An 11,924-nucleotide genomic window follows, 5' to 3' on the forward strand; every position below is an offset into this window, starting at 1 on the left:
GGCCTAATCCGACCTACGGGCCGTGGAGGCCCTGACCACCAGCTCGGGCGCCGGCGCGATGCGCATGGGCGCCACCGACTGCGGCTCGGCGATCAGTTCCAGCAGCAGCGCCACCGACATGGCGGCCGCCTGCGCGGTCGGCACCGCCACCGTCGTCAATGCAGGACGGGCCTGGTGCGCGCCCTGGATGTCGGTCAGGCCGATCACCGACAACTGCTGCGGCACCTTGATGCCGAGGTCGGCCGCCGCATGCATCAGGCCCAGCGCCGGCAAGTCATTGGTGGCGAAGACGGCCGTGATCGACGGCGCGGCGGCCAGCATGGCGGCGCCGCCCTGCAAGCCCCCTTCGACCGAATCGTGTACCATCATCCTGTGTACCACGGCGTCGCCATGGCCCAGCTCCAGCAGCGCATCGTTGAAGCCGCGCTCGCGCTCGGCGTGCACGCCGCAGACGCCGCCGCCGACCATCACACCGATCTTGCGGTGGCCCAGCGCGATCAGATAGCGCGCCGCCAGCGCGCCGGCCAGGTGGAAATCGACGGCGACGCAGGGCAGGGCCGGCGGCTGGTGCGGTTTTTCCCACATGCCCAGCACCACGGTGGCGCCGCGCCGCGCGGTCGCCTGCAAGTCCTCGATGCAGATATTGGCGTTCATCACCAGCACGCCGTCGGACAAGGTGCCGGCGATCTGGTCGAGATAGGCGCGGCCGATATCGGGATCGTCGTTGGTGTTGCAGACGATCAGGAAGCGGCCATGCTGGCGCGCCGCCTGTTCGGCCGCCAGCGCGAATTCGGGATAAAACGGGTTGGCGATGCTCGACACCATCAGCGCCAGGGTGGGGGCGCGGCCTTCGGCCAGCGCGCGCGCCGTCAGGTGGGGCCGGTAGCCGAGCGCTTCGACAGCGGCCAGCACGCGCGCGCGCGTGTCGGCGCCGACCTTGCCGCGCTGGCGCAGCACGTTCGAGACGGTGGCGGACGTGACGCCGGCGCGCTGGGCGACTTGGGACAGGGTGGTCATGGGAGCGGGATCGGTTGCATGCGTGCATTCAACAGGGTTCGGCGCCCTCTGTCAATGTGCGCTCGCCGGAGGGCGCGAACGCCGCGCTCATGTTGCGGTGCATCATCGGATTCGATTGCTTCATAAAAAAACTTTTGGTATATTCGGTTCAAACGAGCGCATTCGAAACCATAATAATAAAAAAAACACGCAAAAGAGCGTGCCTGGCCAGCCGGGCACTTTTTTTAAGGCGAACTGGTTAAGCGCTTAACCTACTGGAGACTAGGCATGGCAAGCATTACCCTCAATGGCGTGCAGAAGTCGTATGGCAACGGCGCCGCGGTGATCCGCAACGTCGACCTCGACATCGGCGAACATGAATTCTGCGTCTTTCTCGGCCCCTCGGGCTGCGGCAAGTCGACCCTCTTGCGCATGATTGCCGGCCTGGAAGATCTGTCGGGCGGCGAACTGCGCATCTCCGGCGAACTGATGAACGATGTGCCACCGGCCGAGCGCGGCGTGGCGATGGTGTTCCAGAGCTATGCGCTGTTCCCGCACATGTCGGTGTACGACAATATCGGCTTCGGCCTGAAGCTGGCCAAGACGCCGAAAGATGAACTCGACCGGCGCGTGCGCGAAGCGGCGCGCGTGTTGCAGCTCGAAGAACTGCTGGAACGCAAACCGAAGCAATTGTCCGGCGGCCAGCGCCAGCGCGTGGCGATCGGCCGCGCCATCGTGCGCCGCCCCGGCGTGTTCCTGTTCGACGAACCGCTGTCCAACCTCGACGCCACCCTGCGCGGCCAGACCCGTATCGAAATCGCCCGCCTGCACAAGCAGTTCGTCGACGCCAGCGTGGTCTATGTGACGCACGACCAGGTCGAAGCGATGACCCTGGCCGACAAGATCGTGCTGCTGCGCGCCGGCCCTGACGTGCAGCGCCTGGGCAGCATCGCCCAGGTCGGCTCGCCGCTGGAGCTGTACCACCGCCCGAACAGCCGTTTCGTGGCTGGCTTTATCGGCTCGCCGCAAATGAATTTCCTGCCGGCCAAGGTGGTCGCGGGCGACAGCGATGCTGTGCGCGTCACGCTCGACCACACCGGTGAAACCATCAGCATCGAGGCCGATGGCCGCGCCTTGCGCGCAGGCCAGAACGTCTGCGTCGGCGTGCGCCCGGAGCACCTGCTGCTGGCGCCGCAAGAGAGCAATAGCATCGTGCGCCGCGTGATGCTCGTCGAGCGCCTCGGCGAACAGACCTATCTGCATTTCGAGCAGGCCGGCGGCGATCCGTTGCTGGCCAAGGCGCCCGGCAATGTGGCCACCGAGGCCGGCGCCGAGCTGACCCTGGGCATGCTGGCGCGCCACTGCCATTTGTTTACCGACGATGGCAACGCCGTCGCGGCACCGTTCAATCCGCAACATCTTGCACAGGAGTAAAGTCATGCGTTTAGGAGTCTGTTACTACCCGGAACATTGGCCGGAATCGATGTGGGAAGATGATGCGCGCCGCATGAAGGCGATGGGCATCGCCCAGGTCCGCATCGGCGAATTTGCCTGGAGCCGCATCGAACCGGAAGCAGGCAAGCTGCAGTGGGACTGGCTCGACCGCGCGATCGGCGTGCTGGGCGCGGCCGGCCTGGAAGTGGTGATGTCGACGCCGACGGCCACGCCGCCGAAGTGGCTGATCGACCTGCATCCCGATATCCTGCCGGTCGGTGCCGACGGCCGCGCGCGCGCCTTCGGTTCGCGCCGCCATTACGATTTTTCCTCGAACGCCTATTTCGAAGCCTCGCACCGCATCGTCACCCTGCTTGCCGAGCGCTATGGCAACCATCCGGCCGTCAGCGCCTGGCAGACCGACAATGAATATGGCTGCCACCAGACCGTGGTCAGCTATTCGCCCGACGCCGTGGCGCGGTTCCGCGACTGGCTGCGCGCACGCTACACCAGCATCGCCGCGCTGAACGCAGCCTGGGGCACGGTGTTCTGGAGCATGGAATACACGAGCTTTGACCAGATTGACGCACCGGTCGGCACCGTCACCGAAGCCCATCCGTCGCACCGCATGGACTACCGCCGTTTTGCGTCGAGCGAAGTGGCGCGCTACAACCGCATGCAGGTCGAGATCCTGCGCCGCCATGCGCCTGGCCGCGTGATGGTGCACAACTTCATGCAGAACTTTTTTGAATTCGACCATTATCCGGTCGCGCTTGATCTCGACGCGGCCACCTGGGACAGTTATCCGCTCGGCGCGCTGGAAGAATTCTGGTTTTCGCCTGAACTGAAGTCGCGCTGGCTGCGCACCGGTCATCCCGATTTTGCCTCGTTCAACCACGACCTGTACCGTGGCATGTCGAAGCAGCCGTTCTGGGTCATGGAACAGCAGCCCGGTCCCGTCAACTGGGCCAAGTGGAATCCGGCGCCATTGCCGGGCATGGTGCGCCTGTGGAGCTGGGAAGCGTTTGCCCACGGCGCCGGCTGCGTGTCGTATTTCCGCTGGCGCCAGTGCCCGTTTGGCCAGGAGCAGTTGCATGCGGGCCTGAACACGCCCGACAACCTGCTCGATATCGGCGGCGCCGAAGCGATGCAGGTGTCGCAGGAACTGCAACTGATTGCCAATCAGAATGCCAAGGTGGCGACCAGGGTCGCGCTGGTGTTCGACTATGAAGCCAAGTGGCTGTTCGAAGTCCATCCGCAAGCCCAGGACTTCCAGTACGGTCCGCTGGTATTCGAATACTATTCAGCCTTGCGTTCGCTCGGTTTCGACGTCGACGTGATTCCAACGTCAAGCAACTTCGACGGCTACAGCCTGATCGTCGTGCCGCCGCTGCCGGTGTTGCCGGACGACTTGCCGCAGCGCTTGCGGGACAGCGGCGCCCATGTGGTGTTTGCGCCGCGCAGCGGTTCGAAAACGGTGGACCTGTGCATACCCGCCAACCTGGGACCGGGCCCGCTGGCGCAGCAGTTGCCGATGCGCGTGTGGCGCGTCGACGCCATGCGTCCGACCACGCGGGTAGCGGTGCAGTGGGGATCGCAGCAAGGCGAAGCGCGCATCTGGCGCGATCTGATCGAGGTGTCGGGCGGCACCGAAGTGGTGGCCACCTTTGACGACGGCCATCCGGCCATCGTGCGCCACCAGCGCCTGCATTACCTGGCGGCCATCTTTGACGAGCCGCTGCTGCGCGCCTACCTGGCGGCGGTGGCCCAGGAAGCGGGCTTGCCGGTCGCGCACCTGGACGATGGCACCCGCATCAGCCGCCGCGGCGACCTGACGTACGTGTTCAATTATGGCGATGCGCCGCTTGATGCGCCGCATCCTGAGGGCGCGAAGTTTGTGATCGGCAGCGCGCAAGTGCCACCGCAAGGCGTGTCGGTATTTCAAGTAGGACCCGTTTGAATAGCGAACGCAGATTCGCACCGTGAAGTTTTTCCGTGATCAACACCAAGGAGACAAGATGAAACGCATCATGCAAGCAGGACTGTTATCGGCCGCCATGCTGGCCGCCACCGCCAGCGTATCGGTACAAGCCGGTACCCTGGCCGTCAATATCGCCTTCAAGGGCGCCAGCCAGCGCACCGTGTGGCAGTCCACGCTCGACGAATTCAAGAAAGCCAACCCGGACGTGGAGCTGAAGGTCGCTTTCGTCGACGAAGAGGCGTACAAGATCCAGCTGCCGAACTGGCTGTCGAGCCAGGCGCCCGACATCGTCACCTGGCACAATGGCGAGCGCATGGCCTATTACGCCAGCCGCGGCCTGTTCGAAGATCTGAGCGGCGACTGGGCCAAGAACAACTGGAACGACACCTACGCATCGAGCAAGGAAGCGTCGTCGTACAAGGGCAAGCAGTACGCCATGCCGACCGTCTACTACTCGTGGGGCATGTTCTACCGCAAGGACCTGTTTACGAAAGCGGGCATCGCCGGCGAGCCGAAGACCTGGGCCGAGTTCATGGACGCGAACAAGAAGCTCAAGGCGGCCGGCATCAGCCCGATCGCCGTCGGCGGCCGCGACGCCTGGACCCTGGCCGGCTGGTTCGACTACCTCGACCTGCGCATCAACGGCTATGCCTTCCACCAGCAGTTGATGAACGGCGAAATCGCCTACACCGACCCGCGCGTGAAAAAGGTCTACACCACCTGGAAGACCTTGCTCGACAATAAATACTTCATCGACAATCCGCTGTCCTACGACCTCGATGCGGCGCAGCCGTTCGTGTTCCAGGGCAAGGCTGCCATGATGCTGATGGGCACCTTTATCGCCAAGGGCTTCCCGCCGAAGCAGGCTGCGGTGATGGGCTACTTCCAGTTCCCGAGCATGGACCCGGCCATTGTTGGCGCCGAAGAAGGCCCGATCGAGTCGCTGCATATTCCGAGCCGCGCCAAGAACAAGGTCGACGCGCGCCGCTTCCTGGCCTTTGTCGGCACGCCGGCCATCAGCGCCAAGCTGGCCGAAGGCCTGGGCTCCCTGCCGGCCAACAGCAAGTCGGCGCCGCCAGAGGAACCGATCTCGCGTATTGGCTTTGATATTTTGTCCAATACCAAGGGCGGCATCGCGCAGTTCTATGACCGCGACATGACCAAGGAAATGGCCGACGAAGGCATGAAGGGCATGCAGAAGTTCATCAACGATCCGAACGCGCTGGACGAGATCCTGGCGCAGCTCGAGCGTACGCGCAAGCGCATCTACAAAAAATCGTGATGACCAGGCCAGGCTGACGACATGCATACTTCTACTTTCGGCGCCAGCGCCACCAAGCCACAGGCGCCGCGCCGGCCTGTACGCTGGTGGTCCGCGCCCGCATTCAAACGGCATCGCGCCGCCGCGCTGTTCCTGGCGCCGGCCTGCCTGCTGGTCGGGCTGTACGTGGTCTATCCGATCCTGTACACCATCTACCTGAGCTTTTTCGAGTGGGATGGCCTGGCGCAGAAGACGTTTGTCGGCCTGGCCAACTACAAGGAACTGTTCCATACCGACACGTTCTTTACCGCTCTAAAAAACAACTTCCTGTGGCTGGTGCTGTTCCTGCTGGCGCCGCCCGCCGGCCTGGCCGTGGCGCTGTACCTGAACCAGCAGGTGCGCGGCATCCGCCTGGTCAAGTCGCTGTTCTTCGCCCCCTTCGTCCTGTCGGGCGTGGTGGTGGGCCTGATCTTCAGCTGGTTCTATGACCCGACTTTTGGCCTGCTGGCGCTGATTCTCGGCCATGGCGTGCCGGTGCTGGGCGACCCGCGCTATGTGACCTACGGCATCATCTTTGCCGCGCTGTGGCCGCAGACGGCGTACTGCATGATTCTGTTCCTGACGGGTCTGACCTCGATCAACTCGGAGCAGGTGGAAGCGGCGCGCATGGAAGGCGCCAAGGGCTGGAAGATGCTGATCCACGTGATCCTGCCGCAATTGCGTCCGAGCACCTTCATGGCCGTGGTGGTGACCATTATCGGCGCGCTGCGCAGCTTCGACCTGATTTCCGTGATGAGCGGCGGCGGGCCGTTCGAAAGCTCGACCGTGCTGGCCTATTACTCGTATGACCAGGCCATCAAGTATTACCGCCAGGGCTATTCGGCCGCCGTCGCCGTGGTGCTGTTCGCAATGATGCTGGTGTATATCGTCTATCACCTCAAGCGCATGCTGCGCACAGAACAATAAGGACCGCCATGTATCCGATGCCTGTCGATAAATGGAAGCCGTGGAACCGGCGCCTGTACAAAATGTCGCTGCCGCTGGCGCTGGTGATCTGGCTGCTGCCGATGATCGCGGTGCTGGTGACTTCCCTGCGCTCGACCGAAGAACTGATGGAAGGCAATTACTGGGGCTGGCCGCGCGACCTGTCGCTGTGGGCCAACTACCACGAGGCGCTGACGGCCTCGCCGATGCTGCATTACTTCTGGAACAGTGTGCTGATCACGGTGCCATCGGTGATCGGTTCGATCGCGCTGGCGGCGATGGCCGGTTTTGCCCTGTCGACCTACAAGTTCAAGGGCAACACCTTTTTGTTCGCCACCTTTGTGGCCTGCAACTTCGTGCCGGTGCAAATTTTGATGATCCCGGTGCGCAATATGTCGCTGGACTTTGGCGTGTTCAATACGGTGCAGGGCCTGGTGCTGTTCCATGTGGCGTTCCAGACCGGGTTTTGCACCTTGTTCCTGCGTAACTTCATCAAGCAGCTGCCGTTCGAGCTGATCGAGGCGGCGCGCATCGAAGGCGCCGGCGAATGGACGATTTTTACCAAGGTGATCCTGCCGCTGATCCGGCCGGCCCTGGCCGCGCTCGGCATCCTGGTGTTTACCTTTGTATGGAATGACTACTTCTGGGCCCTGTGCCTGACGCAGGGCGATACGGCCGCGCCGATCACGGTCGGCGTGGCGGGCCTGAAAGGGCAGTGGACCACGGCCTGGAATCTGGTCTCGGCCGGCTCCATCCTGGCGGCCCTGCCGTCGGTGCTGATGTTCTTCCTGATGCAGAAGCACTTTGTTGCAGGCCTCACGTTTGGCGCCACCAAGGGATAGCCCTAAGTAGTATCACGCTGCCGTCCCCGCTGCGCGCCCCTTACAATAGCTGCCAGACAACCAACTTGGCAGGGCAGGGGCGCGCAGTGAAATTGAAGCAACTTCATCGCCGGTGGACCGGCCGGGCAGGGCGCTGGGGCGCGGCCCTGCATGGCCTTGGCGACCGGCTGGCGCAGCGCCGTCCGCTGTGGATGGTCAGCCTGGCCGTCGACGAAACCAATCTCTCCGAAGGCTTGCGCGCCGCCAGCGCCGCCAGCGCCATGCTGGTGCTCGGCCTGCTGTTCGACCATCCCGATTTCTCCTGGGCCGCCATCGGCGCCTTCTGGACCTGCCTGGCCGACGCGGCCGGCACGCGCCGCATGCGTTTCGTCTCGATGGCCGGCTTTGGCCTGCTGTCGACCCTGGCCGGTGGCGTGGCGGCGCTGGCGGCCGGCCATGGCGTGGCCGCCGCCGCGCTGGCCGTGCTGCTGTTTTCCTGGGCCGGCGCGCTGGCGCGCATCTGGGGCGCGGCGGCGGCGCAAGTGGCGATCCTGGCCGCCACCGCCTGCGTGGTGATGGTGACCCATCCGCTGTACTCGCTGGCGCAGGCGCTGCCCTTCCTGGCGATTTATCTTTCCGGCTGCCTGTTTGCCACCGTGCTCAGCTTTACCGTCTGGCGCATCCATCCTTACGGCCCCAGCCGGCAGGCGATCCGCACCGCTTATCTGCGCCTGGCCGGCATCGCGCGCGACAATGCGCGCTACCTGGCGAAAGCCGGCGATCAGGCCGGCGGCGGCGCCCATGGCGCCAGCTACCGCTCGCAGGCGCGCGCCGCGCTGGAAGCGGCCAGGGTGGCGCTGGCCGCCGTGCCGCCGTCGCGCGCCGGTCACAGCGCGCCCTATGACAAGCTGCTGCTGGCCTTGAGCGACGCCGAGCGCATCTTTGCCTACCTGATCGCCGTGACGCACTCCTGCGAGCGCGAACGCCAGCGCTTGCGCCACGATCCGCGCGCGCGCCGCAGCCTGGCCGCGATGGCGCTGCTGCTGCGCCGCCTGGGCCTGGCCTTGCGGCGCCATCCGGAAACACCGCTGCTGCCACTGCAGCGCCGCCTGGCCGCCTGCGGCCGGCGCCTGGAAGCGGCGCTGGGCGCCTTGCTGCCGCTGCGCCTGAACGTGGCCTTCATGGAGCTCGACCTGCCGCGCACCGAGCGTTTGCCATGGCGGCTGGCGGCCGCGCAAGCGCTGGCCCAGGGCTGGCAGACCCTGGGCGTCAACGCCAGCCTGCAGTCGCTGGGCTGGCGCCATGCGGCGCGCGTGGCGCTGACCACCACCAGCGCCTTTTTGCTGGTCGAACTGCTGCGGATTCCCTTCGGCTACTGGGCCACCATGGCCACGCTATTGATATTGCAGCCGTCGGTGTCGACCACCTGGCCGCGCGGCATCGAGCGCGTGGCCGGCAGCATTGCCGGCGCGCTGCTGGCGGTACTGATCGGCCTGGTGATCCACACGCCGCTGGCGATATCGCTGGTGGTGTTTCCGATGATTGTGGCCACCATGGCGCTGCGCCGCGTCAGCTACAGCCTGCACGTGATGTTCATGACGCCGGCCTTTGTGCTGGTGGCCGACTACGCCATGCCGGCCAGCGAGATGGCCTATGCCTTCAGCCGCCTGGGCAACAATGTGCTGGGCTGCGTGCTGGCCTTGCTGGCGACGTTTTTTTTGTGGCCCGACCGCGAGGCCGACGACCTGGAGCCGCGCCTGGCCGGCGCCGTCTCGGCCAACCTGAAATACCTGCTGGCGGTGCTGGCCGTCGGCGGCAAGTGGGATGCGTCGATCGCGCGCCAGCGGCGCGAGGCTGGCCTGGCCAGCAACAATGCCGAGCAGGTGCTGCAGCGCCTGCGCATCGAGCGCCGCCTCGATCGCAGCGCCGGCGTGGGCCTGGCGGCGCTGCGCACCTTGCCGTTATTGCGCCGCGTGGCCGGCAGCACGGCGCGCATCAGCCTCAGTCCCGATGCATTGCCCGCCACGCCGGTGCTGCAGCAGTGGATAGCCGCCGTCGGCAGCGAAATCGACGCCTTGCTGCGCGGCGACCCGCAGGTGCCGTCGCCCGGCGACTGTCTGGCCACGGACCTGAGCCCGCTGCAGGCCGACGCGGTGGCGCAGGTGCTGATGCTGCGCATCTTGCTGCGCCAGCAATTGGGCGTGCGGGGCGTGCTGGCCTGACTTGCGCCATAATCGACCGCATGATCCAGACCATGACAGGAAGCAGCATGAACATGAAAACCATCCAGGGCCTGCACCAGGCCTACCGCGACGATATTGCCGACCTGACCACGCGCCGGCCGGTGCCAGGGCCGCGCCTGCAGCAGGTCGATCCCTTCCTGTTTCTCAATCACCATGGCCCGCAGACCTATGCGCCGGGCAACGGCGGCTTGCCGTTCGGCCCGCATCCGCATCGCGGCTTCGAAACGGTCACGTTTATCCTCGAAGGCGAGCTGATGCATAGCGACAGCGCCGGCCATGACAGCATCATTCGCGCCGGCGGGGTGCAGTGGATGACGGCTGGCAGCGGCCTGGTGCATGCCGAGCTGTCGCCGCCCGCGTTCAAGCGCGATGGCGGGCCGCTGGAAATCTTGCAGCTGTGGCTGAATCTGCCGTCACGCCTGAAGATGACGGCGCCGCGCTACCAGGGCGTGCAGGACGAGTCCATCGTCAAGGTGGCCACGCCGGACGGCTTGTCGACCCTGCACCTGGTGTCGGGCCAGTACGAGGGCCACAGCGGACCGGTCGAGTCGCTGACCGGTGTGTTCATGTCATGGCTGGTGATGCGCCCCGGTGCGCGTTTCGTGCTCGATGGCTTGCGCGGCCGAAATGTGTTTTTGTACGTGGTGCAAGGCGCGCTGGCGCTGGCCGGCCAGGCGGCGCCGGCGTTTACCCTGGTCGAGCTCGATGCCGATGGGGATGCGGTGGAGTTTTTTGCACCCGACGGCGCGGTGGTGCTGTTCGGCCATGCGCAGCCGCTGGGCGAGCCGGTGGTGGCGCATGGCCCGTTCGTGATGAATACGCGCGAAGAAATCAACCAGGCGATCCGCGACTATCAGGCCGGCAAGTTCGAACCGAACAAAGCCTGATCAGTCGACCGGTTCTTCGGCGGGCCGGGCCTTGCGCGGCCGCCCGCCCAGCTTGCCGTTTTCGCGCGCGGCGGTCGATTTGGCGCTGCTGCGCGCCTGGCCGCCTTTCTTGCCGTTGCTGGATGCGACCCAGCGCTGCGAACCAAGGAAACCTTCGAGCAGGGCGGGCAGATACAGGTCGGCGTCGAGCAAGGGAAAATGGATGCCCAGGCCCGACGGGCTGATCTGTGTCTCGGCCAGGCTGGCCGGCGTGGCGTGGGCCAGCGCCTGCACAAAATCGGTGTCAGTGAACTCCATGGATTTCCTCCCATCGCCAGCATAGCTGGCCCAGCTCCGTCATCAAAGCCCCGGCCAGCCGGCCCAGGTATTTCTGCGAATAACCATAATTTTCGCGCAAGCAGGGTGGCCCGCAGGGGCAATCGAGCTCGAATACGGCCTCGCAGCCACTGCCGAGCACATGCACATGTGCCGGCCGGTGGTCATTCGAATAGATCACGACGCGATGGCCTGCATAAATGAATATGGCAGGCATAATAGCGTGAACCTAAACTGTTTGGGTTTATGGGGGCAGGATTTTTGCCATTTTTTGGCATCGGCGTTCATGCTACGCCTGCCGCGCCCGCCATTGCGCGCCGCGTGGAGCTTTGTTGAGGCTGCGCAGTGAGGGCGCTGTCAGCCGCGCGCGCGGTCGTGCCGCCACAGCACATCATCGCCGCCGGCAAAGCGGTTCAGCACGCGCGAGAGCACGAACAGCAGGTCCGACAGGCGGTTCACATACTGGCGCGGATGCTCGTGGATGGTTTCCTTGGCGGCCAGCGCGACGATGCTGCGCTCGGCGCGCCGGCACACGGTGCGGCACACATGGGCCAGCGAGGCGGCGCGCGAGCCGGCTGGCAAAATGAATTCGGCCAGCGCGGGCAGCTCGGCATTGTAGTTGGCCAGCAAGTCGTCGAGGCGCAGCACGTGTTCTTCCTTGATCAGCTGGTAGCCGGGGATGCACAGTTCGCCGCCGAGGTCGAACAGGTCGTGCTGGATGGCCACCAGTTCTTCGCGCAGGGCGTCGGGCATGGCTTCGCACAGCAATACACCCAGGTTGGAATTGAGTTCGTCGATGTCGCCCATGGCGTGCACGCGCGCGCTGTCCTTGCTGGTGCGGCTGCCGTCACCCAGGCCCGTGCTGCCATTGTCGCCCGTACGCGTGGCGATTTTAGAAAGTCGCTTGCCCATGTCTGTTCCTGTCGTGTGGAGAAGGGGGCAGCATACGACACTGCGCGCCTTCCTGGCGGAAACTTGGCCTCCGCTGCGACGAAAAACCGG

11 protein-coding genes are annotated in these 11,924 nt (G+C 65.0%); 7 read left to right on the plus strand and 4 right to left on the minus strand.

Annotation, left to right across the window (positions count from 1 at the left end; translation table 11 throughout):
- Positions 1–3: 3 nt before the first annotated feature.
- On the minus strand, positions 4–1,017 hold the full coding sequence (locus ASR47_RS13435; RefSeq protein ID WP_065308286.1) for a LacI family DNA-binding transcriptional regulator: 1,014 nt from the start codon (positions 1,015–1,017) through the stop codon (positions 4–6).
- A 267-nt stretch (positions 1,018–1,284) separates the two neighbouring features.
- Here ASR47_RS13435 and ASR47_RS13440 point away from each other — a divergent pair, with 267 nt between their 5' ends.
- From ASR47_RS13440 to ASR47_RS13470, 7 genes are all read left to right on the plus strand, one after another.
- Positions 1,285–2,430, plus strand: coding sequence for an ABC transporter ATP-binding protein (locus tag ASR47_RS13440; protein ID WP_065308287.1), 1,146 nt, complete (start codon positions 1,285–1,287; stop codon positions 2,428–2,430).
- A gap of 4 nt (positions 2,431–2,434) precedes the next feature.
- Positions 2,435–4,390 carry a beta-galactosidase gene (locus ASR47_RS13445; RefSeq protein ID WP_065308288.1) on the plus strand — a complete coding sequence of 652 codons (1,956 nt, stop codon included), beginning with the start codon at positions 2,435–2,437 and terminating at the stop codon, positions 4,388–4,390.
- Between the two features lie 58 nt (positions 4,391–4,448).
- A complete protein-coding gene (locus ASR47_RS13450; protein WP_065308289.1) occupies positions 4,449–5,693 on the plus strand; it encodes an ABC transporter substrate-binding protein in 1,245 nt (414 codons plus the stop codon).
- 21 nt (positions 5,694–5,714) lie between these two features.
- On the plus strand, positions 5,715–6,638 hold the full coding sequence (locus tag ASR47_RS13455) for a carbohydrate ABC transporter permease (protein WP_065308290.1): 924 nt from the start codon (positions 5,715–5,717) through the stop codon (positions 6,636–6,638).
- Positions 6,639–6,646: 8 nt separating this feature from the next.
- The gene (locus tag ASR47_RS13460; protein WP_065308291.1) at positions 6,647–7,498 is read left to right on the plus strand and encodes a carbohydrate ABC transporter permease; all 852 of its coding nucleotides are present in this window, start codon (positions 6,647–6,649) and stop codon (positions 7,496–7,498) included.
- A gap of 92 nt (positions 7,499–7,590) precedes the next feature.
- On the plus strand, positions 7,591–9,699 hold the full coding sequence (locus ASR47_RS13465; RefSeq protein ID WP_065308406.1) for an FUSC family protein: 2,109 nt from the start codon (positions 7,591–7,593) through the stop codon (positions 9,697–9,699).
- A 47-nt stretch (positions 9,700–9,746) separates the two neighbouring features.
- Positions 9,747–10,607: a pirin family protein gene (locus ASR47_RS13470; protein WP_065308292.1), complete on the plus strand. Its 861-nt coding sequence runs from the start codon at positions 9,747–9,749 to the stop codon at positions 10,605–10,607.
- Here ASR47_RS13470 and ASR47_RS13475 read toward each other — a convergent pair whose 3' ends face one another.
- From ASR47_RS13475 to ASR47_RS13480, 3 genes are all read right to left on the minus strand, one after another.
- A complete protein-coding gene (locus ASR47_RS13475) occupies positions 10,608–10,904 on the minus strand; it encodes a DUF2442 domain-containing protein (protein ID WP_082988916.1) in 297 nt (98 codons plus the stop codon).
- Positions 10,891–11,139: a DUF4160 domain-containing protein gene (locus ASR47_RS28360; RefSeq protein ID WP_082988917.1), complete on the minus strand. Its 249-nt coding sequence runs from the start codon at positions 11,137–11,139 to the stop codon at positions 10,891–10,893. Before ASR47_RS28360 ends, ASR47_RS13475 begins: the two co-directional genes overlap by 14 nt.
- 140 nt (positions 11,140–11,279) lie before the next feature.
- The gene (locus ASR47_RS13480) at positions 11,280–11,834 is read right to left on the minus strand and encodes a cob(I)yrinic acid a,c-diamide adenosyltransferase (protein WP_065308293.1); all 555 of its coding nucleotides are present in this window, start codon (positions 11,832–11,834) and stop codon (positions 11,280–11,282) included.
- Positions 11,835–11,924 lie beyond the last annotated feature (90 nt).

This window comes from Janthinobacterium psychrotolerans, assembly GCF_001677885.1.
Lineage (GTDB): Bacteria > Pseudomonadota > Gammaproteobacteria > Burkholderiales > Burkholderiaceae_D > Janthinobacterium > Janthinobacterium psychrotolerans.

Bases quoted from the DNA above. Each gene is read 5' to 3' on its own strand.
- ASR47_RS13445 (WP_065308288.1), top strand. From the start codon at position 2,435: ATGCGTTTAGGAGTCTGTTACTACCCGGAACATTGGCCGGAATCGATG.
- ASR47_RS13480 (WP_065308293.1), bottom strand. From the start codon at position 11,834: ATGGGCAAGCGACTTTCTAAAATCGCCACGCGTACGGGCGACAATGGC.
- ASR47_RS13435 (WP_065308286.1), bottom strand. From the start codon at position 1,017: ATGACCACCCTGTCCCAAGTCGCCCAGCGCGCCGGCGTCACGTCCGCC.
- ASR47_RS13440 (WP_065308287.1), top strand. From the start codon at position 1,285: ATGGCAAGCATTACCCTCAATGGCGTGCAGAAGTCGTATGGCAACGGC.
- ASR47_RS13470 (WP_065308292.1), top strand. From the start codon at position 9,747: ATGAACATGAAAACCATCCAGGGCCTGCACCAGGCCTACCGCGACGAT.
- ASR47_RS13450 (WP_065308289.1), top strand. From the start codon at position 4,449: ATGAAACGCATCATGCAAGCAGGACTGTTATCGGCCGCCATGCTGGCC.
- ASR47_RS13455 (WP_065308290.1), top strand. From the start codon at position 5,715: ATGCATACTTCTACTTTCGGCGCCAGCGCCACCAAGCCACAGGCGCCG.
- ASR47_RS28360 (WP_082988917.1), bottom strand. From the start codon at position 11,139: ATGCCTGCCATATTCATTTATGCAGGCCATCGCGTCGTGATCTATTCG.
- ASR47_RS13475 (WP_082988916.1), bottom strand. From the start codon at position 10,904: ATGGAGTTCACTGACACCGATTTTGTGCAGGCGCTGGCCCACGCCACG.
- ASR47_RS13460 (WP_065308291.1), top strand. From the start codon at position 6,647: ATGTATCCGATGCCTGTCGATAAATGGAAGCCGTGGAACCGGCGCCTG.